This window comes from Streptococcus hepaticus, from assembly GCF_043656315.1.
Classification (GTDB): domain Bacteria; phylum Bacillota; class Bacilli; order Lactobacillales; family Streptococcaceae; genus Streptococcus; species Streptococcus hepaticus.
In genome coordinates this window covers 38,087-62,958 of sequence record NZ_JBINIY010000001.1, presented here as the reverse complement: position 1 = coordinate 62,958, position 24,872 = coordinate 38,087, and the positions used below count along the sequence as shown (strand labels likewise).

Here is a 24,872-nt window from a genome sequence, read left to right as displayed (position 1 = left end):
CTCCTAGATATTGTACATAGCGTCAAAAATGGCAACAGACTGGATATTAATTTTTACATTAAGCGTCACACCAAAGGCTTCTAATTTTGAACGCAAGAAACTAAAGTCCTTTTTCTCACTGCTTGATACCACAGCCGTCATGGTAAAGTATTCATCCAAAACAGTCTGTGAAATATCGTCGATATTCAAATCCAGTTCAGCTAGCTTACCGGCTACTCCTGCAACAATTCCTTTACTGTCTTCTCCAACAACGGTTACAATTGCTTTCATCTGTATGCTCCTTTGATTTTTATCATTTTATCATAAATATAGGGGTTAGGATATTAAAAATAAAGAAAAAGGGAAATAATCTTCCCTTTCTATATTATTGACGAACATTTTTGAATTTTGCAGAGCGATTTGCATATTGTTTCCAATCAATCCCTCTAGCTTCACACCAACGCTGCACATTGGCACCAAGAATGATATCTTTCTGACGAAGCTCAACCACATTCCGAGCACCCAATAAGGTCATGATTTCACGAGTATAGGTCTTAAAATCATTGAGCTCACTAAGGGCTGGCTCCAGACCACGATTTGATGTAAAAATTTGCAAGAATCGATTTGATAAGCCGACTGCATCCGCTCCAAGCGAAAGGGCCTTAATAATATCCAGAGGGTTTTTGACCCCACCAGACGCCAATACCTGCGGGCGAAGTTCTTGAGGCATATTCATCACTTCTACCAAGGAAACCACTGTTGAATTCCCCCAACCTTCCAAGAAATCATAGGAATCAAGAATGCGACGGGCACTTTCAATTTTGACAAAGTCTGTCCCACCAGTACCAGACACATCAACGGTTTGAACTCCAATAGAAGTCAACTGCTCAACTGTTTCACGGCTCATCCCAAAACCAACTTCCTTAACAATGACAGGGACTTCAATTTCTCGCACAATATTCTCGATATTGCTGAGCCACATAGAAAAGTCTCGGTCTCCTTCGGGCATGACAATTTCTTGCGGTGCGTTGAGGTGAATCTGCAAAGCATTGGCTTCTAGTAAATCTACAGCTCGCTTGGCATTTTCCACATCATGATGTGCGCCAAGGTTAGCAAAAATAATTCCTTTCGGATTTTCAAAACGCAACACAGAAAAAGTCTTAGCCACTTCTGGATCCTTGATAGCTGCGCTAACTGAACCTGATGCTACCGGCGTCTTCGTCAAGCAAGACAAAATCCCAATTGTTTGGTTGATTTCCCCTGTCTTTTCAGTTCCGCCTGTCATGGCATTGATATAGTAAGGGGTAGGGAATTCAATCCCTGCAACGGTAGTGGAAATATCCACATCTTCTACGCTCATCTCAGGCAAAGACTGGTGGACAAAGCGTGCTTCTTCAAAATCCCGGGCAGTCTCTGCATTGTATTGGTGACGAGCCAAATCCAAATGTTGGTCTTTTCTATTTGCGTAATAGTCGTAAATAAACATTTTTTCTCCTTATTGCCTTTCGGCGATTGATAGGGGCAACACTTGAATTTGTTCCCGTGCCCATGCAGTTGTAATTACTTCTCTTTGTTGGTCATTTTCTATGAAACAAATCCCGCAATCTCCTCCACCAGCTCCGGATGATTTAGCAGCAAGGCCATTTTCTTCAGCGATTTGGCAAAGCTTTTCCAACCTCTCTGTCTCAATCTTCATTCCCATATCTTTTGAAAATTGTCTGAGCAATTGGCGGTTGTCTGAAATCCCTTGTTTGAACTGATTTGTATCATCTTCTCTGCAAGCCTGAATCAACTTTTTAACACATTGACGACTATCTGACAAAAATTGACGGTGGGCCAGATCACGTTCTTCTTGACCAAGCTTGTCTTGGACATAGCTGACCAAGTCGTCTGTTGAGGCTGCTGCCCCCGTCCAGCCTACTTGCAAGGTTAAGGATTGGGGGATGGTTAGAGATTCAATAGCCAGTCCTTGCCAAGGTGTTTCAAGTAAATCCAGCAGAGACAGCTCTGCTATTTTCCCTGAAAGCCAACCCTTATCCACTGAATGATAAGCGATAACACCACCAAAACTGGAGGCTGCGATGTCCCCAAAAGACCCCTTCATCTGCAACCGCATTTGGGCAAGAACTGCCAGTTTGTAGATCAAATCCGGATTCGCAAACTGGTTAAAATAAGCCAACACAGCCTTCACCACTACAACTGTTATCGCTCCGGATGAGCCTAATCCATACTTTTGACCCGTTGCTTCATTGTCCAAATCAGAAGTGATCGATATCTGATAGACGGTCTCCAACGACAATCCCAAGGCTGACACATAGTCTTCAGCAATCTGCATGGCTGACTCCACCAAATCATAAGGGTGGTCTGTCTGGCAGACAATTCGATCGCCCATCCGCATCCAAGGGACTTCTAAGTGAGGATCCTGACTAGAAAAAATCGTACCCCTACTTGCTTTTTGAATAGTGACGTGAATGTACTGGTCAACTGCCATGATGAGAGCAGGATATCCCGCTTCAACTACCGCATATTCACCAGCTAAATAGAGCTTCCCTGGTGCCTTTACCGCTATTTTCATCGAGAGGCTCCTGCAAATTTTTGCACAGAAGCTTGCCAATCTTCCTCTGTCAAGACATAGGCTGCCTTCCCTGGCAAACTAGGAATAATTTTTTCTGCTGGCAGATATTTTTGTAATTCCACCACTAGAGCTTCCATATCTGATTGACGGCAAAGCACCTTCACATTTGGACCGGCATCCATGGTCATATAGGCTGGAATACCCGTCTCTTCTCGAATAGTTCGAACTGCTTCTTGAGCTTCCAGACTTTGGGCTGAAAAGTAGGTAAATGGTGGATTGGCAGACAGGGTTGTCGCATGCATTTTCATCCCATTATGCTCTGTAATCTGACCAACTGTTTCAAAATCACGCGCAGCAATGGCTTTTTTGATTGCTTCCAAGTCTATTCCTGCTGTTTCCACCCAAGCCTGATAAAATGGTGATGTTTCCACTGTATGGTCCATACCAACCCGACTGGCAATTTTCTTCTGACCTGTATTGACAGCAAGGATAATCATCCCAATATCCCAACTAGCATCATCCACTGGATGAGCCATCGAATCTTCTGAACAAGTGCCCTTATCCCACTCAACAAAACCTCCAAATAGACTACGAGTGCTAGAACCTGAGCCACGACGGGCAAAGGTGGACAATTCTTCAGGACTCATTTCCAAGCCAAGGGCTGTCGCTGTCGCTAAAGCAAGAGCTGCAAAAGCAGAGGCTGAGCTGGCCAAACCGGCTGCTGTCGGTACAAAATTCAAACTTTCTACCCGAGCAAATTTGCTCTCACCTATATATTCGCGAAACAAATCCAAAAAACGAGAAATTTTTGAAATTTCTTTTTCAGATTGCAATGTTCCGTTCAAATAAAAAGAATCCGCTGTTAATTCATCGTCAAAAACAACCTTGGTATCCGTATAAAAAGCGTCTAGCGTCAAAGACAGACTAGAATTCATGGGCAAAAAGAGTTCCTTGTCCCTCTTCCCCCAGTACTTAATAAGGGCAATATTGGTATGGGCACGCGCCCGTCCAATCGCTTTCGTCATATCATTCTCCTAAAAATTGTATCCAGGTTTGGCGCGCACCAGCTTGTTCCAAGCTGGCTGCAATCTTCTCCGCATTTTCTTGACTATCGGACAAGGCAATCATGCAACCACCACGACCACCACCTGTTAATTTTGCTCCGAGAGCGCCATTTTCTCTCGCCAACTGGACAAACTGATTCAGGGCCTCATTCGACACACCTAGTTTTTGCAGATAGATCTGAGCTTGGTTCATGAGATTTCCCAGTTCATCAACTTGCCCCGTTCCTAGAACTTTCCGTGTGTATTGGGTCAATCTTCCCAGCTCCTCAATCCAGTTTTTAGTCTCAAGATTTTCAACTACTAAGCTCGCAACATCTGCAATCGCCTCATGTGTATTCCCTGTTATCCCTGTATCAGCTACCACCAAATAGGCATTGACCGCCAAAGAAATAGGCTCAATGGTCTGTCCCTTAACAAAGTAAATCGGCGATTTTCCGCTAGTAGTAAGAGCATCGATTCCTGACGGATTACCATGGGCAATTTTTTCTGATGACTGGACAATATCCCAAAGTTCCTCATCGGTTAACTCTTTTTCATAAAAAGCAAATAAGGCTCGCGCAACTGCAACTGCTACCGCTGCACTGGACCCCATCCCCCGCTCCGCAGGAATAGTGGAACGAATGTCAATATGAATAGCCGGATCCGTCGGCGCCCCAATCCGATAGAGAGAAAATCGAATAGCATGCTTGAGACTCTCCCAAACCTTGGGCATTTGATGGACCAAGCCCTCGTAAAAATCACACGCTACCGATAAAGCTTGTCCTCCAGCAGTCACTTGAGCAATGATTTCTACCGCAGAAAAAGGCATAGCAATAGCCGGTTGCCCATAAACAACCGCATGTTCTCCCATTAAAATAATCTTGCCACTTGCTCTTCCAACTGCCACAAGAAAACCTTCTTTCTCAGATCTTATCCTTACTATTGTACCATTTTCTAAAAAAAACTTCTAAAACAAATAAAATCACCCGACAGGCAGGTGATTTCTAGGAAAGTTATGAAAAGAATTTTTAGGATTGAGATAAGTATAAGTAAATCAACTTAAAGTTTGCTAAACCGAGCACATTTCTATATAAGCAAAAGAAAAACAGCCTTGCAGCTGTCTTTCAGGAGATATATGAAAAAGAATATGGTTAGTATACTGGACAAACCTTAAAGAAATCTTAAATTAGTGATATATCCCCAAAAATAAAGAGTAAATCTTACTCTTCATTTGATTCAACTGCTGTTTCAATCGTTTCAGTAGTTGTCTCGACTGGACTTGTTGTTGCTACTTTTGCTTCTGTCACGCGCTCACGAATAGCAAAACGAGCAAAGGTTAAATAAACACCATCAACGTCCAAGACAACCTTTTTATCGTCAATTTCGTCAACAATACCGTACAGACCACCAATGGTTACCACTTCGTCACCCTTTTGGATGGCATTCATTTTTTCCTGCTGTTTCTTTTGTTGCTTCCGTTGGCTGTAAAACATCCAAGCAACCATAGCTAGCATAATCATTGGAAAAAGAAATTGATTCATTCCTACACCTCGAAATATTTAATAGTTTCATTATAACAGATTGAAGAAAAATTGCAAAAGCATCTCTCGAACTAAGAAAGAATTCCCCGACAAATCTGTCAGGGAACTGCTTTATTGTAAACTGCGAATAATCTCTACACGGGCAATCCGATCACCATGCATATTGTCGATACGGAGGGCAAAATTATTGTAGTAAAGACACACGCCAATAGCAATCGTTTTTTCCTCTTCTTCTAAACGACGTACCATAAAGGTCCCGCAAGGTCTCGTGCTTTTCACCAGGAATAGACACACGTGCAAGAACATTGGCAATTTTGACTTTCTGACTAGCACGGACAACGATGCTGTTTGATGTGTCAAACTGGGTAAAGAGATATTTTCTCATAACATTCCTTTACTTCCATGTTTGTCGGCAATACCTATTTTTATTATAGCATGTTGCCGCTGTTATCTCTATTAGAAGGTTTTGTGAGATATTTCCCAAAAACTAGTCTGTCCAAACATCTTTGGCAAGATTGAATGCAGCCCAGGCTTTTGACCAACCTGCATAGAAAGCAATATGGGTAATGGTTGCTGAGATTCCAGCTTTCGTTACCCCATTATTTTTAGCATTTTGAAGGTGATAAATGAGAGAAAAGTCTGTGATACCTAAAGCAACCAAGGTTGTCACGGTCAAAAGGCAACGTGTTTTAAGGTCCAGATCTTGGTTGTTCCAGTTTTCACCGAACAAAATATCATCATTGAAGTGGGCAAAATCAGGAGCAAATTCTCCTAGTTGGTCACGGTCCTGAGGTTTGTTTAATGGTCATGAGTAAGTCCTCCTCTATATTAAATAGCTAACGCTAGCAAATCATCACTTGTCAATAGTAAATAGCTTCCACGCCAATTCTTGTAAGAAGCTAGCGATAGCCCATTTTTCCTAGTCTTTAAGAGCTTGGTAATCCTCATCTGAGACTTCTTCAAGCCAGACATTATCGGTATTTTTACCAGGGACACCGAAGGCGACGTGGCTAAACCATGAGTCAGCCTTGGCACCGTGCCAGCGCTTAACGTTAGCTTGGATGACAATGACTGAGCCTTCTTTGAGCTCAAGTGCATCCTTGCCTTCTTCTGGGTACCAACCTTCACCAGCGGTACAAATGAGGACTTGACCGCCACCCTTGTCAGCTGTATGGATGTGCCAGTTGTTGCGACAACCAGATTCAAAAGTGATATTGTGAATAGCTAGCGCTCCGTCCTCAGTCGCACCAAGCCCATTCAAATAAGACTAACCGATGAAGAATTGCGCAAAAGCGTCGTTACTTTCCCCAAAACCAAATACATTTGCTTTATCAAAAGCTTCTTTGCTTGCGTATTTCATCTCAACCCCTCCTTATTATAGCTATCATTCTAGTCCTATTTATCTAGAAATTCAAGTAAAAAATGAGAGCAGGAATCACCCTATCCTCATTTTATTGTTCATATTTCCCGATCACTTGCTCAACTGTCTTCCCTTTTGCAAGCCAATCAACAAGTTTGTCCAAACGGCGCAGCTCCTGCATAATCGGGTCTTCCAAAGTTTCAATCTGAACCCCACAAATTTTTCCAGTGATATTACTACGATAAGGCGTGTAGGCTGGTCCCTGCTGAATAAACTCTCCGTAGGTGGTTTCCGACTGTTTCAGCCCTGCAATTTGGTCCAAAGAATAACCTGTCAACCAACTCGTCACAGCGTCAACATCAGCTTCTGAGCCACCCTTGCGCTCCACCTTTGCAACAAGCGCCTTGTAGACTGATGGGAAAGTCATTTGATAAATTCGATGTGTCATTGTTCTTCCTTACTAGTAGAAAAGCCACGAAAAATCGCGGCTTTTAGCTTATTTCTTACGTTTTTTATCCCAAATAGAAAATATGATGAGTCCAACACAAGTCAAGGTCAGTCCAATTCCTATGAAATCATACATCTTCGTTTCTCCTAGCTAGGGATATTAGATATTTGCCCAAACTGACTCAAGAATGTTAGTTTGTTCGCGACCTGGACCTACTGAGAAAGTAGAGATACGAACACCAACCAATTCACCAACACGGCGAACATAGTTACGAGCATTTTCTGGTAATTCTTCTAGGCTACGGCAACCTGTGATATCTTCTGACCAACCTGGAAGTTCTTCGTAGACTGGTTTACAACGCTTCAATTGTTCAAGACTTGCTGGATAGTGGTCAATACGCTCACCATCAAGGTCGTAAGCCACACAGATTTTAACAGTGTCAAGACCTGACAAAACGTCAATTGAGTTGAGTGACAAGTTAGTAATCCCTGATACACGACGGCTGTGGCGCATCACAACTGAGTCAAACCAACCTACACGCCGTGGACGACCTGTTGTTGTTCCGTATTCTTTACCGATTTCACGGATTCGGTCGCCAGTTGCATCAAAGAGTTCTGTTGGGAAAGGACCATCACCAACACGGCTAGTGTAGGCTTTACATACCCCAACAACCTTATTGATTTTGCTTGGTCCGACACCTGAACCGATAGTCACACCACCAGCAACTGGGTTAGATGATGTTACGAATGGGTAAGTTCCTTGGTCGATATCAAGCATGACACCTTGTGCCCCTTCGAAAAGAACACGTTTGCCATTATCAAGAGCATCGTTCAAGATAACTGATGTATCAGTCACATATTGTTTAATTTGTTGACCGTATTCGTAGTATTCTTCGAAGATTTCATCAAATTCAATTGGAGTTGAATCGTACATTTTTTCGAAGAGACGGTTTTTCTCTGCCAAGTTTGTTTTCAAACGTTCAGCAAAGATGTCTTTGTCAAGAAGGTCAGCGATACGGATACCAACACGCGCAGCCTTATCCATGTAAGCTGGACCAATCCCTTTGATAGTTGTACCGATTTTGTTGTCACCTTTAGCATCTTCTTGCAATTGGTCCAATTTGATGTGGTATGGCAAGATCACGTGGGCACGGTCAGAAATACGAAGATTATCTGTTGTCACGCCTTCTTCATGAAGGTAAGCCAATTCTTTAACTAATGATTTAGGGTTAACAACCACACCGTTACCAATAACAGAGATTTTTTCTTTGAAGAAAATACCTGAAGGAATCAAGTGCAATTTGAATTTTTTACCGTCGATAACGATTGTGTGACCCGCATTGTCACCACCTTGGTAACGCGCAATTACTTCAGCATCAGCTGACAAGAAGTCAGTGATTTTACCTTTACCTTCATCACCCCATTGGGTACCTACAACTACTACTGATGTCATATTCTTCATACTGGACAGAGACTCTGTCCAATCCTTTCCTGATAAACTAGGGCAGGAATTGCACCTGCAAGTTTTACATTACAATCTATTTTATAAAAAAAACGAACATTTTTCAAGATAGGACCATTAAAAGAGTGAACAAGCCAGTCTTTTGATTTGTTTTTTGAAAATATTTAGCCATTTCTGAACAAGACAGGATTTTCTCGCTTATTTTTTAAAGCAATCTATACACTTGCTAATCTCACACAGAACAAACTGACTCAAGCCTTTTTTCTCAAAACGTAGCGGAAATTTGTCATTCAAAAGCAAAGAGTTTACAATGAAATTAACGAATTTAGTTAGGTTAATAAAGCATGAAACTTTCACAACTTTTACAAAAATCACCCGCAAACTTACCGATTTTACAAGCTACCTTTGGACTGGAAAGAGAATCCCTCCGCATCAATAGCCAGCACCGAGTTGCTCAAACAGCTCACCCATCAGCTTTTGGTTCACGGAATTTCCATCCTTACATTCAAACAGATTATAGCGAGCCTCAGTTGGAATTAATTACACCCATTGCCCATTCAACTCAGGAAGCTCGTCGGTTTTTAGGTGCCATTACTGATGTGACCCAGCGTTCACTTGAAGACGACGAATACCTCTGGCCCCTGTCTATGCCACCTCACATCACAGAAGATGAGATTGAAATTGCCGCTCTGGAAAGTCCTGTCGAATACCAGTATCGACTTGATCTAGCCGAACGTTACGGTAAACTTCTCCAATCCATGAGTGGGATTCATTACAATATGGAGTTGGGTAAGGACCTAACAGCGCAGCTCTTTGCCCTCAGTGACTACACAGATGAGAAAACCTTCAAAAACGACCTTTATCTGAAATTAGCACAGAATTTTCTCTACTATCGTTGGTTCTTAACCTACCTCTATGGAACAACCCCTATTGCAGAAAAAGGATTTTTAGCTACCGACTTGGATAAACCTGTTCGCTCTTTGCGCAATAGCTCCTATGGATACGTTAACCATGAGGATATCCAAGTCTCCTTCGCTAGTCTGGAAAATTACATTTCCGATATTGAGGGCTATGTCAACACTGGAAAATTATCTGCCGAAAAAGAGTTCTACTCCGCTATCCGCTTGCGTGGCAGCAAATTCGTCCGTGATTATCTGGAAAAAGGCATCAGCTACCTGGAATTCCGCTCCTTCGACCTCAATCCTTTTGATCACCTAGCTATCAGCCAAGAAACGCTAGATACGGTTCATCTCTTTATTCTCAGCCTTCTTTGGATGCCCGAATTAGACCATGTAGATGAAAAATTAAGATGGGCTAGCCAACTCAACAATGACATTGCACTGGCTCATCCTTTGGACAAATTACCTGAACAGGCACCTCTTCAAGATATTTTAGGTGCTATGACTGCGATTGTGGAACACTTCAACTTGGATAGCTATTATCAAGAGTTACTGGAGACAGCCAAGGCGGCTGTTGCAGATCCTCGATTGACCTTAGGTGGTCAGCTCTGTAATCAGATTAATCAGCTTTCTTTAGAAAAATTTGGTCGCAGTCAGGGTGCTGATTTCCACCAATTCGCCTGGACGGCGCCTTATGCACTCAAGGGCTATGAAAACATGGAATTATCCACCCAAATGCTGCTCATTGATGTGATTCAAAAAGGAGTGAATTTTGAGATTTTAGATGAAAACGACCAGTTTCTCAAACTCTGGCACGGTAATCATGTGGAGCTAGTCAAAAACGGCAATATGACTTCCAAAGATAATTATGTGGTGCCCTTGGCCATGGCTAACAAGACGGTTACTAAGAAAATTTTAGATCAGGCTGGTTTTCCTGTTCCTGCTGGGAATGAATTTTCAAGCAAAGACCAGGCGCTTCGCTACTACAATTTTGTTGCAGACAAGGCTATTGTTGTCAAGCCAAAATCCACTAATTTTGGACTGGGAATTTCTATTTTCCAAGAACCTACCAGTCTAGCCGACTATGAAAAAGCCTTGGATATCGCCTTTGCTGAAGACTCCAATGTCTTGGTGGAAGAATTTATCGCAGGCACCGAGTACCGCTTCTTCGTCTTGGATGGAAAATGTGAAGCAGTGCTCCTGCGCGCCGCAGCCAATGTCGTAGGCGATGGCAAGCAAACGATTCGCCAATTGGTAGATGAAAAAAATCAAAATCCTCTCCGCGGCCGCGATCATCGTTCACCATTGGAAATCATCAATCTCGGCGACATTGAACTACTCATGCTCCAACAGCAGGGCTACACACCGGACACCATCCTTCCCGCGGGTGTTAAAGCCGACCTTCGGGGCAATTCGAATATCTCCACTGGTGGGGACTCCATTGATATGACCGAGCTCATGGATGATAGCTATAAGCAATTGGCGGCTGATATGGCAAGTGCCATTGGAGCCTGGGTATGTGGCGTAGACCTCATCATCCCAGACCGCCAGCTCATTTCCACCAAGGAACATCCAAACTGCACCTGTATCGAACTCAACTTCAACCCTTCCATGTACATGCACACCTACTGCCATGAAGGACCAGGGCAAATTGTGACACGGAAGATTTTGGATAAGTTGTTTGAGGAAATGTAGGCCACTCTCATCATCACAATGTAATATCTAGAAGGATTACATATTAAAAAGCTTCGAACTGTAAAGACCACTAAAAAAAGTTTAATGAAGGAGTACACTTATATATTCCTATATTAAACTAATATAGCCCCAAAAGTTAGAGAACTTGAGACTTTTGCCTCAAGTTCTCTTTTTAACCTTCCAAAAAACCTGCACGTGGAGATACCCTTAAAGCACGACAAACTGCTAGCAAATCTGCATCAGATAGCCCTTCATAACGTTTAATCGCCATCGTATCAAGGTACATCTTAGCAGCCTTATCCACTGTTTCAATCAAACCAAAACAATCTTGAAAGTCCTTCCCAGTTGCTAAGATTCCATGAAACGCCCACACAACAATACGACAATTAACAAGTTTCTCAACAGAATTTTTGGCGATCTCCAAGGTCCCAGGTAGCTCCCACGGTAAAATCCCTACACCGTCTGGGAATACGACAATACTCTCAGTCAGCACCCTCCACAAAGGTAGGGTATATTCTTTATCACTATGTTCAGAAACCAGCGAATAAGCAACTGCATTCGGCGCATGATTGTGTACTACAACTCGATGATGTGGATCTTGAGCTAGACGCCCTTCGTGCGCTAATAAATGCATATAAAATTCACTCGTTGGGCGACGTTCTTCATCAAATCCCCAAATCACATCATAACCACTCTCTGTGATACGAACAACTCCTAAATCTCTTTCAATATGATCTTTTAAATTTCTGAAATGACTGCCAGAAGCTGTGATAATAATATATTTCCCAATCATAACTGACGGTATATCTGCTACCGGCACCTGTTTTAACACTTGTCCTGTGTCCAACCCTTCCAAATCCTTATCGCTCAAAATGCAACTGACATTGCCACCATTGTATTCATCCCATCCTTTTTGCCACATATCATATGTTAATTCACATATTTCTGCAACAATGCGAGAATCTTCAAATTTTACCATCTCATTTCCTTTCATATTATAAACAATCAGGAGGATAGTTGTCCCTATCCTCCCACCAGTTACTTTTATTCTAGACCTTCATCTTTTTTCTCTTGGTTCCATATTGGACGACCTTGTAACAAATCATCCAAATCTCCAATTTTACGCCCTTTTGAATAATAACCATCCAAAAGACCTAATTTTTGAAAGATCGTTTGTTTATAGGCTATCTCTGCATTCCATTCTACAGTATCAATAATCTGTAGAGCTTTATTCAAAGCTTCTTCACCATCAGCACCAGGTGTCAAAACAAGAATACCATGGCTATCTAATAGATACTCTTTTGGTAATTTATTGCCAGCAGATAATAACTCTTGTCGTACAATTTCAGCTAGCTCTGGAGTTGTATTGGGAGCAAAATCTAGCACCTTAATATATTCTACCTTTTGTGTTGCTTCAGATAAATTTGGCATATCTAAATGACTCGTTGCCCAAAACATAGCATTTGGAGCATGCGCATGAAAAACACACTTGATATCTGGGTTTGTTTCATAACAAGCAAAGTGCATGTTGATCTCACGAGTTGGTTTTCCTTCACCTGCAACAACTTCCTTAGTCTCAAAATCAATGACCAACACTTGGGCTGCGCTCACCTTCCCATGATATGCCTCAGACATCATAGAAGGAGTCATGATAATATACTCTTTTCCTGAAGCATCCGTTGTTTTAAAAGAGAAATTTCCACCAGCTGTATTGGTATTTTTTCGATAAAAAGTTAGTTCAATAGCTTCTGCCATCGCTCGTCGTTCTTGTTCAAACATAATTTTTCCACTAGTCATCTACTTTTCTCCTTTTTTGCCTTCTCTCAAAGCAGAATAAATCTTTTCTGCCGTTTCACGCTTCGCTTTTTGCTGTTCATCATATTCTTGAAATAATTCTTTATACCCGTAACGATACACAATAAAGCTGACAATAATCGCTAGTACATTGTAAAGATAGACTCCACTATTCAAGCCTAATAGGAATAGAAGTATTGCTACAAATAAAAGTAACATCCAAAAAGTTTTATCAATTTTCATAACGTTTTGACGGAACTTCTTGTGTCATCATGGTCTTATACAACCATACAAAGAGCAACACAAAGATTACCGTCCCTCCAATTGCCAAGACATTACCATTGAATAATTCTGCAAATAGAATACGCATTTCTGGCGCTTCAATGGTTGACCATGTAATCAATTTACCTTTTTCAACATCCACAGCTCCAGTAGAGTTTGCAAGTCCTGTCAAAATTGGCGCAAAATAAGTTGCGCTATAAAGATAGAGTGGAAGATAAATCAAACCAAGGATCATCATACGTGCCAAGTTTCCGCCTGTAAGTAACAAACCACCTACAGCAATTGAATAGTTCAATACACCTGCAATTGGCAACACTGTATTTCCAGGTAGGATGAGTGAGTAACCAATGAAGAATGGTACCATCAAAATCAATGTTACCCAAACTTCTGAACGACCTGCCAAAAGTGGCCAGTCCATCCCAATGTATACTTCACGATCATTAAAGCGTTTTTTCATAAATTCGCTCATAGAATCCGCTAACGGAGAAAGAGCTTGCATGAACAATTTACTTACCATAGGGAAGAGACCCATCGCAGTAGCTACTTGAATACCCAAATTCAGTGAAGCAGACACAGAATAAGCACCCGCAAAACCAAGTAAGACACCGATAATGAAGCCCATAACAGAATTTTCTGAGAAGATACCTAATTTTTTACGTAAAGCGTTTGTATCGGCTTTTTTATTAAGAAATGGAATTTTATCCATCACTTTATTGACTGGCAACATAAATACTGCTGAAAGATTCATACAGTGTGTCACTGTAACCATTGGAATTCCTGTTAAATCTTCAATATGTTTTTGGAACATATCCCCTAATTTTAATTCAAGGATAACTTGCAAAGCCGCCACAAGGAAACCAGCCCAAAGCTTACCACTTACATAATAGACAAGGTAACCTGTTAATGCTTTCCCCCATACATTCCACATATCCACATTTAACGTCTTTGTCCAATTCAAACTCAACATTACCACGTTAATAACGATTTGTACCGCAAAGAAAGTAAAGGCATATGCCCATGACCAAACTATACTTGCCGCTCCTGTCCAACCTAGGTCAAGTGCTGGGAGAGAAATTCCTGTGTTTAGAGCAAGTGCTTCTGAGGCAGGTGATACCGCATTGGACATAAAACCGATAATCATGGACATACCAGTAAAGGCAACACCTAATGTAATGGCAGAGATAAATGCTTTTTTCAAGTTCATCCCTACTAACAAACCTAGAACAAAAATAATCAGCGGAACAAAAATCGCAGAACCCAAATCCAAGACCCACTGAATAACATTTTGAAAGATTTCCATAATCTTTTCTCCTTTTATTGTTAGAAAATATCCTAAAACTTTATTTATTTGTTGCTTCTACAATCTGTTCATAGACACTGTCTACACCCATACCGGTTAAAAATGGGACACCTGGGAATACATCCACACCTAAACGATCAGCTTCATCCAAAACTTCTTGCTCAGGCATTGCAATATATACATAAATGCTTGCTTGTGGTAATTCATTTAGGATAGACTTGTAATCTACCGCCTCAACAGGATACTGAATTCCATCATCTTCAAAACGTGTTTTGATTTTTTCTGCAATTGTAGTACTAGTTGCAACACCACTACCACAAGCTACAATAAGTTTTTTTGCCATTTGTTTGGCCTCCTTTTAAAAAGTCTTATTATAAATTTTGATTTAACAATTCGAACATAGCTGTCTCACATTCTTCTTGAGCAAATTGTGAAACAAATTCCTCTTCTGAAAAAATTTCCATTAACCTCGCCAACAATCCCACTTGACCTTTTGGATCCTTAATACCTAAAAATAGAAAATTTTGACAAGGTGTTTCTGAATTATCTCCCATCTGCAACATTGTAATCGGCCGATCATTGCGCACTACAAATATAAAGGGGATACGAATCACTTCGGGATCTGTGTGGGGCAAAGCAATATTTAAAAATCTTGTTTTCAACCCTGTCGGAAATCGACGTTCACGTTCCAATAACGCCGTAAGATAGCCATCTGTGACATAATCCTTCTCCACCAATTCCTCGGTAACAAGATGAAACAACTCTTGATAATCAGAGGCGCTACAATCTAACCGAATCAAATCCGATTGCAACATCATTTTATACATATTACAACTCCTTTAAAAATAGTTGTTATTTTTTGTTAACTTTTTGTTATTTTTTGTTATAATGTGATTATAAATGTTTTTTTATAGTTTGTCAACGCTTTCAAAATAAAAATATGATTTCTTTTTGTTTCTTTTTGTTTCTTTTTGTTATCTAAGACAGGTTTGGTAATTTGTGCTATTATAGTTACAAACTACCACTTTATCTTTATAGAAAGGATGGATATAAAGTGAAATCCAGCCGAAAAAAAGAAATCTTAGAAATCGTTAATCAAACTGAAATTGTTTCCTATCAAACCCTCGCAGATAAACTGCAAGTTTCCACAATGACTATCCGAAGAGATATCAACGAACTTGCAAATGAAGATAAGGTCATCAAAGAGCACGGAGGGGTTCGACGTGTACTTGCTATCAAGGCTACTAACGAAAAAATGGCTCTCAATGTAGAAGAAAAAGAGTATATGGCAAAAGTCGCTTCAGACCTTATTCAACCAAATAGTGTTATCTATTTGGGAGCCGGAACCAGCATTCTTTACCTAGCAAAACAATTAAAAAACGATCACAAACATATTATTACTAATAGTTTGTTCACTTTTAATTGGCTCGTTGAAAATAATTTTGAAAATGTTCTGCTAACAGGTGGAGAATACGTTTCTAAAACAGGGGAATTCCATGGCAAACATGCTGAGAACTTAGTGCAAGATTTTTTAATCGACTATGCCTTCTTAGCTACCAATGGTATCTTTGAAAACAATATGACAACCTTTTCTCCATTCTGCGCACGACTTCAAACTATTGTAATGGAACATTCAAAAGAGACCTACTTATTGGTAGATCACTCTAAATTCGGTGTTAGCGATTCTTACATCTTTGGCAAGCTCAATCAATTAACAGCTGTTATATCCGATGACAAACTAGACGAATCTGTAAAAAAACATTATGAACAATATGCAAAAATTATTCATTAAAAAGAAAGAGGTAAGATATGGTACTCATTCTAACACTCAATCCGTCTATCGATTTGTTATATTTCGAAAAAACATTCCAACTCGGTGCTCATAACCGTTTCAACAATTCTACTATCATGCCTGCTGGAAAAGGAATCAATTGCGCACGCGCCTTGTCCTATCTTGGAGAAATTGCCGAAACCATCACTGTCGTGGCTGGTACAAATGGTGAATACTTCAAAACATTGTTAAAAAAAGAAAAATTTTCTCAGCAATTCATTACCGTAGAAGGCGAAACAAGACACGCTATTACGATTATGCACGATGATAATATTCATACTGAAATTGTTGAAGCTGGACCAAAAGTTTCCACAGAACAAAAAGAATTGATATTCCAGACAATACTCGATACCATCATCAAAAAAAATATTCGCATCATCTCTTTGAATGGGTCTGTTCACTCAGATGACCCCTACTTCTATAATGATTTACTCACTTTTTTAAGAAAAAATACTGCTCCAGATACTATTATTTTAGGTGATTTTTCAAGACAAACTTTGGATTTAGTGGTCAATCATGCTGCTGATAAACCTGATTTCATCAAACCAAACATGGACGAATTTTCAGAACTCGTTGGTACAACATTTACTACGAAGCAAGAAATCATTGAATATCTGAGGAATTTTCCTTCTCCAATCCGCTATACTTTAGTATCTTGTGGTGAACAAGGAGCTGTCGCTCAATTCAACAACAAGCTATACGATGTCAGCGCACCTCGAATTGAATTAGTTAATCCAACAGGTTCCGGTGATTCTACAGTAGCTGGTGCTATCTATGCATTTAAACATCATCTTTCTGATGAAGAATTTTTGAAATACGCCATTGCCAGCGGGACAGCGAATGCTATGGAAAGCGGTGTGGGAGTCATCGCCCCTTCTCACCTTGAAATGCTCTTTGAAAATATTTCCATTAATCCACTCTAACCCCTAGCTTACCATTCGGTAAGCTTTTTCTCTTAACTCCCGCTAGCTTTTTGTGCTATAATATTCCTTATGGATAAACTGATTAAAACTATTTCAAACAATGGGCATTTTCGTGCCTTTGTGCTAGACAGCACAGAGACTGTACGGACTGCCCAAGAAAAACATAATACAATGGCATCTTCTACTGTTGCCTTGGGACGAACGCTGATTGCCAGCCAGATTTTGGCCGCAAATGAAAAAGGAGATACAAAGATCACCTTAAAAATTCTGGGCGAAGGCGGTCTTGGCGCAATTATCGCTGTTGCCAATTCTAAGGGACAGGTCAAGGGCTATATCCAAAATCCTGATGCTGACTACAAACGGACTTCAACAGGTGAAGTCATCGTGGGACCTCTTATCGGCGCAGGGCAATTTTTGGTCATTACTGATTACGGTACTGGGCGCCCTTACCACTCTATGACCCCCTTGATTTCCGGTGAAATCGGCGAAGACTTTGCTTACTATATGACAGAAAGTCAGCAAACTCCATCTGCTATCGGTCTCAATGTTCTCTTAGATGGTGAAGACAAGGTCAAGGTTGCTGGCGGTTTCATGTTGCAGGTCTTACCAGGTGCTACAGATGCAGAAATTGCTCGCTTTGAGAAACGCATTCAAGAAATGCCTGCCATCTCTAGCCTCTTGGCTTCTGACAACCACAGTCAAGCCCTCTTAGAAGCTATTTACAACGAGGACGACTACAAGCTCTTATCAGAAGAAGAACTCAACTTCGTCTGCGATTGCTCAAAAGACCGCTTTATGGATGCCTTATCTAGCCTACCTGTCTCTGACTTAAGCGAAATGAAAGAAGAAGACAAGGGCGCTGACATTACCTGCCAATTCTGTGGCAACCACTATCACTTTACAGAAGACGACTTGGAGGAACTCATTCGTGACAAATCTTAATACACCTTTTATGATCGGAAATGTGGAAATCCCCAATCGTACCGTACTGGCCCCAATGGCCGGCGTGACTAACTCTGCCTTTCGGACCATTGCTAAGGAAATGGGCGCTGGCCTGGTGGTCATGGAAATGATTTCTGAAAAAGGTCTCCTCTATAACAACGAGAAGACCCTTCACATGCTTCACATTGATGATAATGAAGCGCCAGTTTCAATCCAGCTTTTCGGCGGTGATGCCGAAGGCCTCAAACGCGCAGCTAACTTTATCCAAAACAATACCAAGACCAATATCGTTGACATCAACATGGGCTGCCCAGTCAACAAGGTGGTCAAAAATGAAGCGGGTGCCAAATGGCTCAAAGACCCTGAAAAAATTTACCATATCATCAAAGAAGTGACCTCAGTCTTGGACATTCCGCTAACTGTTAAAATGCGGACCGGTTGGAACAGTCCTGAACTAGCCGTAGAAAATGCCTTGGCAGCTGAGTCTGCTGGTGTTTCTGCCCTTGCCATGCACGGACGAACTCGTGAGCAAATGTACACTGGAACGGTGGACTTGGAGACCTTGACCAAGGTAGCAACTGCCATCACCAAGATCCCCTTCATCGCAAACGGCGACATCCGCAATATCCAAGATGCTCGCCAACGTATCGAAGAAGTCGGTGCTGACGCGGTCATGATTGGGCGGACTGCTATGGGCAATCCTTATATTTTCAATCAAATTAACCACTACTTGGAAACAGGTGAAATCCTGCCTGACCTTTCCTTCGATGACAAGCTTAACATTGCCTTTGAGCATTTGACTCGTCTGACTGCTCTCAAAGGCGAAGGCATTGCCGTCCGTGAATTCCGTGGACTGGCACCGCACTATCTTCGCGGAACAGCTGGCGCTGCTAAAATTCGTGGGGCTGTTGCCCGTGCTGAATCTATTCAAGAAGTCCAAGACCTCTTTGACCAAGCACGCACCCACGCAAAATAGACAAGAAAAGAGACTGAATTTCAGCCTCTTTTTTGTTCGATCCATTTATTCCTCTGCGAAGGCCTGCGTAGCTTTGACAGCCCGCTTCCAGCCCTTGTAGAGTTTTTCTTTCCGTTCTTGTTCCATGCTTGGATGGAAAATTTGTCCTGTTTGATTGAGGGACTGCAATTCAGCCATATCCTTCCAGAAACCAACTGCCAAACCGGCTAAAAGCGCCGCACCTAACGCCGTTGTTTCCAGATTTTGAGCGCGAGCAATTTCAATTCCCAAAATGTCCGCTTGGAACTGCATGAGATAACTGTTCATAGCCGCACCACCATCTACCTTGAGACGAGGAATGGCAATTCCTGAATCAAGTTTCATGGTATCAATAACATCTCGAACTTGGTAGGCAATGGACTGCAGAGTCGCTTTGACAAAATCTTCCTTACTAGACCCCCGTGTCAATCCAAATACAGCTCCGCGTGCTTCTGAATTCCAATATGGAGCACCCAATCCCGTGAAAGCCGGTACTACATAAACCTCATCATCACTCTGCGATGCCCGTGCTAGTTCTTCAGAATCCTGTGACGAATCAATCATCCGTAAACCATCTCGTAGCCACTGCACCGCGCTACCAGCTATGAAAATGGAACCTTCCAGAGCATAATTGACCTGACCATTTAAACCATAGGCAATGGTTGTCACCAGATTATTTTCGGACAGTTGCATTTCCTGACCTGTATTCATAATGATAAAGGAACCCGTACCATAAGTATTTTTTATCATTCCTGGCTCAAAGGCCAATTGTCCAAAGAGGGCAGCTTGTTGGTCACCCGCCATACCTGCAATAGGAACCTGACCACCATAGAAATGGTAGGCAGCTGTTGTCCCGTAAATCTCTGAATTCGACTTGACCTCTGGCAAAATAACAGCAGGGATATTGAGCAGATCCAGAATTTCCTCATCCCACTTAAGTTCCTTGATATTGTAGAGCATAGTCCGCGAAGCATTGGAATAATCAGTCACATGAACCTGACCACCTGTCATCTTCCAAACCAGCCATGTATCAATGGTTCCAAAAAGCAATTCTCCCTTTTCAGCCCGCTCTTGCGCCCCCTCTACATGGTCCAAAATCCAGCGAACCTTGGTGGCAGAAAAATAGGCATCGATCATGAGCCCTGTCTTTTCATGAATCATCTCCACATAGCCAGAAGCCTTGAGTTTCTCTGCCAAATCCGCTGTCTGACGGGACTGCCACACAATAGCATTGTAGATAGGCTGTCCTGTCTTCTTATCCCAAACAACAGTTGTTTCTCGCTGGTTGGTAATCCCAATCCCCGCAATCTGGTCTGGCTTAATCCCACTTTCAATAAAGGCATCCGCAATAACCGACTGAACAGAATGCCAAATTTGATTGGCATCATGCTCTACCCAGCCTGCTTGTGGAAAAATCTGTGGAAATTCTTTTTGGCTACTAGCCACTTGCTGGCCATCGTGATTAAAAATAATAGCCCGAGAACTGGTTGTTCCCTGGTCAATAGACATTATATAAGGTGCTTTTGTCATTTTAACCTCTCGTAAACGTTTTCTTTTATTATACCCTAAAAATGAGAAAAAAGCAGGATAGACCTGCCTTCTACTCTTCTTTATAAATTGTATCAATTAACTCAATCGCACGTTGGTAATTGCCAGCGTAAGAGCCATCTAAAAAATGAATCGGCGTGTCGGGATGATTGCGCATCACCAAATCCTTGAGTAACTCTGTAAAGGCTTGGCGAATGGATTCGTCTGCCATAGTCATATCACGGAAACCATCATCCACATAAGAACCCGTTGGCAAAATAAAGAGAATCAAAGCCCATTTCTCACTCTTAGCCGTATCAGCGCAAAGCGAGTGGAAAGAAGTTGAAGTCTTTCCGATATAGTAATCATAATAAGCCTGAGTCACTGTCGAATTGGTATCTGCGATGACCAATCCACGATTGCTATCTGAATCAATCAAATCTGAAGTCTGACGGTATTGCCCCGTCAGCAGGTAATTATAATCCCTACCTGTTAACTCATCATCGCGTACATTGTAATGTTGCTGATAGTAACGGGAGTACTCTAGCGAAACTGGACTGGAATAATAGCGCCCCAAATCACGTGCCAGTGTCGTTTTTCCATTTGAAGCAGAACCAACAATTAGGATATTCTTTGAGAAATGACCACGAAAAGGCTTGGCAATCGCATTCCAATATTTGATTGGATTTTCTCGAATCAAGGTCGCAGAAATACCAAAATTACGCTCTGTAAAGTGAGCCTTGAGACCTCGACTCTCTAGCTCATCCGCATAATTTTTCTCCGAAACATAAAAATAGAGCTCTTCATCCTCTTCTATATCCGCCAATTCTATCAAGGCATTAAGCCAAGGAGTCCAACCTTCTGGATAGGGAGGCATTCCCGTCTCATCCAGCTTCAGAACAGTTACTAAAGACTCATCATTAAAGGTCTCGCGAATATAACGAAACCGTTTCTGTAAACCTAAACCAATCTTATGTCCACGGTCATTTTCATAACCAGAAACAATGACAATGGCACGACTGCACTCACGCTTAGCTCGCTGAATCAGGTCAATATGACCCTTGTGCATGGGAGCAAAGGTCCCAAAAATTACGGCAACTTGTTTTTTCATAATAATCCTTTTTAATCTTATACTCAATAAAACCTAAAAATTACCAAGACAAACAAACTGCTGCTAGCATCTAAGTACAGCAAACTAGTAATAGATAGAAATTTTGAGTTTCGAAGAGTATTACTCCCCCTATTGTACAGAAATACCCTTTCTTTGCCAATTAATTGATATGAAAAGGCTGGACTTTCGTCCAAACCTTCTCTATAAATCTTTCAAGTAAATATAATCCGTGTCAATGGTATCTCCCATTTGAAAATAGTGCTCTCCAACGCGGCGGAAACCATGACGGTCATAAAAGGCAAGAGCAGCATGATTGTGCTCCCAAACACCCAACCAAATAGCAGAGCAACTTTTCTCACGTGCTTTCTCTAAGGAAAAATTCATGAGCTGAGTTCCGTAGCCACGGTGTTTTCTGCTGGAACGAACATAAATCCGCTGAATTTCCATACTGTTAGCCGCCACTTGCTCCGTCTGGGCAGAACCAATATTTAGCTTGAGATAGCCAGCAATTCCCTCCGCATCCTTGAGAAAATAAACAGCTGACTCCGCATCCTTTAACTCACTTTGTAACACATCAATCGCGTAAGCTTGCGACATGTATTCTTGAATATCCTCTTCACGATTGACGGCACCAAAGGTATCGTAGTAGGTTTCTCGGCAAATATCCTGCAACTCCTCAACCTGCTCGACACCGATTTTGACAATTTCTAACATACTAGTTCTCCACAATGTCAAACTTAAGATGACCAGCTTTCACACCGATTTTCAAAGTCTGACCTGCCTTAACTTCTTCACGCAAGAGCATTTCTGCCAGCTGGTCTTCTACCTTGGTCTGGATAAGTCGGCGCAATGGGCGAGCTCCCATCTCTGGGTCGTAGCCTTCTTTGGCCAAGAGTTTCAAAGCAGATGGTTGGAACTTCAAGTCAATACCTTTTTCAGCAATCACAGCGTAAAGCGGTTTAACCATGACCTTAACTACTTCTTCCATATCCTTGTCTGACAAGCTGTGGAAAACAACCTTTTCATCAATACGGTTGATAAATTCTGGGCGATAAGCTTTTTTCAACTCTTCAAAAATCCGTTTTTCCACATGAGCCTGATTATGAGACAAGTCTGCTGCACCAAAACCAACTGTTTTATCATCTCGCAAGGCTGTTGCACCTAGATTAGACGTCATGATAATAATAGTATTTGAAAAATCAACTTTGCATCCCTTATTGTCCGTCAAAACACCATCATCCAAGACCTGCAAGAGGACATTGAAAATATCAGGATGAGCTTTTTCCACCTCATCAAAAAGAAGAACAGAGTAAGGCTTATTGCGAACTTTTTCAGTTAATTCGCCACCTTCTTCATAACCAACATAACCAGGAGGCGCTCCATTTAAGCGAGAAGCCGCAAATTTTTCCATATACTCAGACATGTCAAAACGAATAAGAGCTGATTCATCATCAAAGAGCACTTCTGCCAGCGCCTTGGCTAACTCTGTCTTACCGACGCCAGTTGGTCCCAAGAACATGAAGGAACCGATGGGACGTTTCCCTGTACGAATACCTGATTGATTTCGACGAATAGCACGGCTAATGGCGGAAATCGCTTGGTCTTGACCAATCACGCGCTTGTGCAATTCATTTTCTAGATTGAGGTATTTCTTAGCATCAGTCTTGCTTAACTTCGTCACAGGAATCCCTGACAAGCGACTAAGTGTTTCCAGAACACGGTCTTCGGTCACTTTGAGCTCATAGCTGGTGGCTTGCGCTGCAGCATCCATTTCCTTGACTAAAAGACTGGCAACCGTCTTATATTTCCCAGCTAAGAGGGCCTGATCAGCAGCAGAGATATGCGAATCTTGAACCACTGCAGTCCGACTATTTTGAACTGTAGCGCTAGCTTCATCCAGCAAATCAATAGCTGAGTCTGGCAAATTTTTTCCTGTCAAATAGCGTTTAGCAAATTTTGCAGCCGTCACAATGGCCTCATCTGTAATTTCTACCTGATGATGAACCTCGTAAGATTGTTTCAGACCACGTAAAATAGCAATACTATCCTCTACACTTGGCTCCTCAACCGTTATCTTGGCAAAACGACGAGAAAGAGCTGCATCCTTTTCAATATGCTTTTGGTACTCATCCTGCGTTGTCGCCCCTACCATATGGAGTGTCCCACGAGAAAGGGCTGGTTTCAAGATATTGGCTGCATCTAGGGTTGAGTCAATCCCTGAACCTGACCCCATAATAGTGTGAAGCTCATCAATAAAAAGAATAACCTTACCATCTTCTTCAATATCATTAATGATATTGTTCATCCGTTCTTCAAAGTCTCCGCGGAAACGAGTCCCTGCCACAACTGACATGAGCTCTAATTCGAAGACGCGCATACCAGCTAGACTAGCAGGCACTTCACCATTTGCAACACGTTGCGCCAAGCCCAGTGCCAAGGCTGTTTTTCCGACACCTGCTTCCCCAACTAAGACAGGATTGTTCTTAGTCTTTCGTGATAAAATTTGGATCATACGGGAAATTTCTTGATCCCGACCAATAACAGGTTCCATTTTGCCTTCTTTGGCTAATGCTGTCAAATCACGACTATAGTCTTCCAAACCACCACTTTGTGACTGTGGCATGCCCATCATCCCTGTTGCTGCTGTTTGAGGGCTTGGGGTCCCTCGAAGAATAAGACGAATAGCCTTCAAATCTTCCTTGCTAAAACCAGCCTTGATTTCCAAATTTTTTCGCAAATCAACCAAGCGAATCTTATCATCTGAATCCTCCAAATGAAAACCAACTCTGTCTAAAATCAATACCGCTGTCGAACGCTTATCTAAGAGCATGGCAAGGAACAAATGCTCCGTCCCCAACTGACTCGCCTTAACAACTTCTGCAATTTTTTCAGCTAATTCCATAGTTTCTTTAGCCTTTTTAGACTGTGGTAACAGATTTGTTAGCGAAACTTGCTCCTGATAGAGACGATCAGTTACTAGATAAACCACCTCTTCATAGTCAGACGCATCCACTGGATACTCTGCCAAAACAGTCCCAGCAATCGTATCTTGATTGACCACAAAAGCCAACAAAAAATGCCAGGTTTCAATAAACTCACTACCATAACGGTGAGCAATAATCTGAGCATCCTCTAAAGCACGCTCCACTCCAATCGAATACTTCATT

At 41.8% G+C, this 24,872-nt stretch carries 23 protein-coding genes and 3 pseudogenes; 5 read left to right on the top strand and 21 right to left on the bottom strand.

Annotated elements, in window-relative coordinates; genetic code table 11:
- Positions 1-3 precede the first annotated feature (3 nt).
- The 11 genes and pseudogenes from ACHUFA_RS00310 to ACHUFA_RS00260 all read right to left on the bottom strand — a co-directional run bounded on the left by ACHUFA_RS00310 (position 4) and on the right by ACHUFA_RS00260 (position 8,398).
- On the bottom strand, positions 4-270 hold the full coding sequence (locus tag ACHUFA_RS00310; RefSeq protein ID WP_394404593.1) for an ACT domain-containing protein: 267 nt from the start codon (positions 268-270) through the stop codon (positions 4-6).
- 94 nt (positions 271-364) lie between these two features.
- Entirely contained in the window at positions 365-1,465 is a 1,101-nt protein-coding gene (fni, locus tag ACHUFA_RS00305) for a type 2 isopentenyl-diphosphate Delta-isomerase (protein ID WP_394404592.1), read from the bottom strand.
- Positions 1,466-1,474: 9 nt separating this feature from the next.
- Positions 1,475-2,554, bottom strand: a complete 1,080-nt coding sequence (locus ACHUFA_RS00300) for a phosphomevalonate kinase (protein ID WP_394404591.1) — start codon at positions 2,552-2,554, stop codon at positions 1,475-1,477.
- Complete coding sequence (gene mvaD, locus ACHUFA_RS00295) at positions 2,551-3,579, bottom strand: diphosphomevalonate decarboxylase (RefSeq protein ID WP_222347160.1); 1,029 nt, start codon at positions 3,577-3,579, stop codon at positions 2,551-2,553. Before mvaD ends, ACHUFA_RS00300 begins: the two co-directional genes overlap by 4 nt.
- A gap of 1 nt (position 3,580) precedes the next feature.
- Positions 3,581-4,504, bottom strand: coding sequence for a mevalonate kinase (mvk, locus tag ACHUFA_RS00290; RefSeq protein WP_394404590.1), 924 nt, complete (start codon positions 4,502-4,504; stop codon positions 3,581-3,583).
- Positions 4,505-4,817: 313 nt separating this feature from the next.
- Positions 4,818-5,138 (bottom strand): preprotein translocase subunit YajC, encoded by a 321-nt coding sequence (gene yajC / locus ACHUFA_RS00285; RefSeq protein ID WP_222347162.1) that lies wholly within the window; start codon positions 5,136-5,138, stop codon positions 4,818-4,820.
- 111 nt (positions 5,139-5,249) lie between these two features.
- Positions 5,250-5,523: pseudogene (locus ACHUFA_RS00280) on the bottom strand (hypothetical protein); the annotation flags it as partial.
- Positions 5,524-5,625: 102 nt separating this feature from the next.
- Positions 5,626-5,947, bottom strand: a pseudogene (locus ACHUFA_RS00275) (carboxymuconolactone decarboxylase family protein).
- A gap of 110 nt (positions 5,948-6,057) precedes the next feature.
- Positions 6,058-6,498, bottom strand: a pseudogene (locus ACHUFA_RS00270) (cupin domain-containing protein).
- Between the two features lie 91 nt (positions 6,499-6,589).
- Complete coding sequence (locus ACHUFA_RS00265) at positions 6,590-6,946, bottom strand: DUF2200 domain-containing protein (RefSeq protein WP_222347164.1); 357 nt, start codon at positions 6,944-6,946, stop codon at positions 6,590-6,592.
- A 159-nt stretch (positions 6,947-7,105) separates the two neighbouring features.
- Entirely contained in the window at positions 7,106-8,398 is a 1,293-nt protein-coding gene (locus tag ACHUFA_RS00260; RefSeq protein ID WP_222347165.1) for an adenylosuccinate synthase, read from the bottom strand.
- Between the two features lie 353 nt (positions 8,399-8,751).
- Between ACHUFA_RS00260 and gshAB the strand changes: the two genes are divergently transcribed.
- A complete protein-coding gene (gene gshAB / locus ACHUFA_RS00255; protein ID WP_394404589.1) occupies positions 8,752-11,001 on the top strand; it encodes a bifunctional glutamate--cysteine ligase GshA/glutathione synthetase GshB in 2,250 nt (749 codons plus the stop codon).
- Between the two features lie 172 nt (positions 11,002-11,173).
- Here the strand turns inward: gshAB and rhaD are convergent, their stop codons facing one another.
- The 6 genes from rhaD to ACHUFA_RS00225 form a co-directional block, all read right to left on the bottom strand.
- Positions 11,174-11,980 (bottom strand): rhamnulose-1-phosphate aldolase, encoded by an 807-nt coding sequence (gene rhaD / locus ACHUFA_RS00250; protein ID WP_394404588.1) that lies wholly within the window; start codon positions 11,978-11,980, stop codon positions 11,174-11,176.
- A gap of 65 nt (positions 11,981-12,045) precedes the next feature.
- The gene (locus ACHUFA_RS00245; protein WP_222347168.1) at positions 12,046-12,798 is read right to left on the bottom strand and encodes a class II aldolase/adducin family protein; all 753 of its coding nucleotides are present in this window, start codon (positions 12,796-12,798) and stop codon (positions 12,046-12,048) included.
- Complete coding sequence (locus ACHUFA_RS00240; RefSeq protein WP_222347169.1) at positions 12,799-13,038, bottom strand: hypothetical protein; 240 nt, start codon at positions 13,036-13,038, stop codon at positions 12,799-12,801. It abuts the gene before it with no gap.
- Entirely contained in the window at positions 13,028-14,377 is a 1,350-nt protein-coding gene (locus ACHUFA_RS00235; RefSeq protein WP_222347170.1) for a PTS galactitol transporter subunit IIC, read from the bottom strand. Before ACHUFA_RS00235 ends, ACHUFA_RS00240 begins: the two co-directional genes overlap by 11 nt.
- A 40-nt stretch (positions 14,378-14,417) precedes the next feature.
- Complete coding sequence (locus tag ACHUFA_RS00230; RefSeq protein WP_222347171.1) at positions 14,418-14,720, bottom strand: PTS sugar transporter subunit IIB; 303 nt, start codon at positions 14,718-14,720, stop codon at positions 14,418-14,420.
- A 28-nt stretch (positions 14,721-14,748) separates the two neighbouring features.
- Entirely contained in the window at positions 14,749-15,204 is a 456-nt protein-coding gene (locus ACHUFA_RS00225) for a PTS sugar transporter subunit IIA (RefSeq protein WP_222347172.1), read from the bottom strand.
- Between the two features lie 227 nt (positions 15,205-15,431).
- Between ACHUFA_RS00225 and ACHUFA_RS00220 the strand changes: the two genes are divergently transcribed.
- The 4 genes from ACHUFA_RS00220 to dusB all read left to right on the top strand — a co-directional run bounded on the left by ACHUFA_RS00220 (position 15,432) and on the right by dusB (position 19,049).
- Entirely contained in the window at positions 15,432-16,169 is a 738-nt protein-coding gene (locus ACHUFA_RS00220; protein ID WP_394404587.1) for a DeoR/GlpR family DNA-binding transcription regulator, read from the top strand.
- Positions 16,170-16,186: 17 nt separating this feature from the next.
- Positions 16,187-17,131 carry a 1-phosphofructokinase family hexose kinase gene (locus ACHUFA_RS00215; protein ID WP_222347174.1) on the top strand — a complete coding sequence of 315 codons (945 nt, stop codon included), beginning with the start codon at positions 16,187-16,189 and terminating at the stop codon, positions 17,129-17,131.
- A gap of 69 nt (positions 17,132-17,200) precedes the next feature.
- Positions 17,201-18,073, top strand: coding sequence for an Hsp33 family molecular chaperone HslO (gene hslO / locus ACHUFA_RS00210; RefSeq protein WP_394404586.1), 873 nt, complete (start codon positions 17,201-17,203; stop codon positions 18,071-18,073).
- Positions 18,060-19,049, top strand: a complete 990-nt coding sequence (gene dusB / locus ACHUFA_RS00205; RefSeq protein ID WP_222347176.1) for a tRNA dihydrouridine synthase DusB — start codon at positions 18,060-18,062, stop codon at positions 19,047-19,049. The genes hslO and dusB overlap by 14 nt, the downstream gene beginning before the upstream one ends.
- A 45-nt stretch (positions 19,050-19,094) precedes the next feature.
- On the opposite strand, the gene glpK is transcribed toward dusB, so the two are convergent.
- From glpK to ACHUFA_RS00185, 4 genes are all read right to left on the bottom strand, one after another.
- Entirely contained in the window at positions 19,095-20,597 is a 1,503-nt protein-coding gene (gene glpK / locus ACHUFA_RS00200) for a glycerol kinase GlpK (RefSeq protein ID WP_222350096.1), read from the bottom strand.
- A gap of 70 nt (positions 20,598-20,667) precedes the next feature.
- The gene (locus ACHUFA_RS00195) at positions 20,668-21,705 is read right to left on the bottom strand and encodes an AAA family ATPase (RefSeq protein ID WP_222350098.1); all 1,038 of its coding nucleotides are present in this window, start codon (positions 21,703-21,705) and stop codon (positions 20,668-20,670) included.
- 201 nt (positions 21,706-21,906) lie between these two features.
- Positions 21,907-22,419: a GNAT family N-acetyltransferase gene (locus tag ACHUFA_RS00190; protein ID WP_222350100.1), complete on the bottom strand. Its 513-nt coding sequence runs from the start codon at positions 22,417-22,419 to the stop codon at positions 21,907-21,909.
- 1 nt (position 22,420) lies between these two features.
- Positions 22,421-24,871 carry an ATP-dependent Clp protease ATP-binding subunit gene (locus ACHUFA_RS00185; RefSeq protein ID WP_394404585.1) on the bottom strand — a complete coding sequence of 817 codons (2,451 nt, stop codon included), beginning with the start codon at positions 24,869-24,871 and terminating at the stop codon, positions 22,421-22,423.
- Position 24,872 lies beyond the last annotated feature (1 nt).

Coding starts and splice junctions, on each gene's coding strand:
- ACHUFA_RS00300 (WP_394404591.1), bottom strand. CDS start 2,554: ATGAAAATAGCGGTAAAGGCACCAGGGAAGCTCTATTTAGCTGGTGAA.
- ACHUFA_RS00245 (WP_222347168.1), bottom strand. CDS start 12,798: ATGACTAGTGGAAAAATTATGTTTGAACAAGAACGACGAGCGATGGCA.
- ACHUFA_RS00195 (WP_222350098.1), bottom strand. CDS start 21,705: ATGAAAAAACAAGTTGCCGTAATTTTTGGGACCTTTGCTCCCATGCAC.
- gshAB (WP_394404589.1), top strand. CDS start 8,752: ATGAAACTTTCACAACTTTTACAAAAATCACCCGCAAACTTACCGATT.
- ACHUFA_RS00190 (WP_222350100.1), bottom strand. CDS start 22,419: ATGTTAGAAATTGTCAAAATCGGTGTCGAGCAGGTTGAGGAGTTGCAG.
- ACHUFA_RS00240 (WP_222347169.1), bottom strand. CDS start 13,038: ATGAAAATTGATAAAACTTTTTGGATGTTACTTTTATTTGTAGCAATA.
- ACHUFA_RS00230 (WP_222347171.1), bottom strand. CDS start 14,720: ATGGCAAAAAAACTTATTGTAGCTTGTGGTAGTGGTGTTGCAACTAGT.
- glpK (WP_222350096.1), bottom strand. CDS start 20,597: ATGACAAAAGCACCTTATATAATGTCTATTGACCAGGGAACAACCAGT.
- ACHUFA_RS00185 (WP_394404585.1), bottom strand. CDS start 24,871: ATGAAGTATTCGATTGGAGTGGAGCGTGCTTTAGAGGATGCTCAGATT.
- ACHUFA_RS00260 (WP_222347165.1), bottom strand. CDS start 8,398: ATGACATCAGTAGTAGTTGTAGGTACCCAATGGGGTGATGAAGGTAAA.
- ACHUFA_RS00310 (WP_394404593.1), bottom strand. CDS start 270: ATGAAAGCAATTGTAACCGTTGTTGGAGAAGACAGTAAAGGAATTGTT.
- ACHUFA_RS00265 (WP_222347164.1), bottom strand. CDS start 6,946: ATGACACATCGAATTTATCAAATGACTTTCCCATCAGTCTACAAGGCG.
- ACHUFA_RS00215 (WP_222347174.1), top strand. CDS start 16,187: ATGGTACTCATTCTAACACTCAATCCGTCTATCGATTTGTTATATTTC.
- ACHUFA_RS00235 (WP_222347170.1), bottom strand. CDS start 14,377: ATGGAAATCTTTCAAAATGTTATTCAGTGGGTCTTGGATTTGGGTTCT.
- ACHUFA_RS00225 (WP_222347172.1), bottom strand. CDS start 15,204: ATGTATAAAATGATGTTGCAATCGGATTTGATTCGGTTAGATTGTAGC.
- hslO (WP_394404586.1), top strand. CDS start 17,201: ATGGATAAACTGATTAAAACTATTTCAAACAATGGGCATTTTCGTGCC.
- yajC (WP_222347162.1), bottom strand. CDS start 5,138: ATGAATCAATTTCTTTTTCCAATGATTATGCTAGCTATGGTTGCTTGG.
- rhaD (WP_394404588.1), bottom strand. CDS start 11,980: ATGGTAAAATTTGAAGATTCTCGCATTGTTGCAGAAATATGTGAATTA.
- mvaD (WP_222347160.1), bottom strand. CDS start 3,579: ATGACGAAAGCGATTGGACGGGCGCGTGCCCATACCAATATTGCCCTT.
- fni (WP_394404592.1), bottom strand. CDS start 1,465: ATGTTTATTTACGACTATTACGCAAATAGAAAAGACCAACATTTGGAT.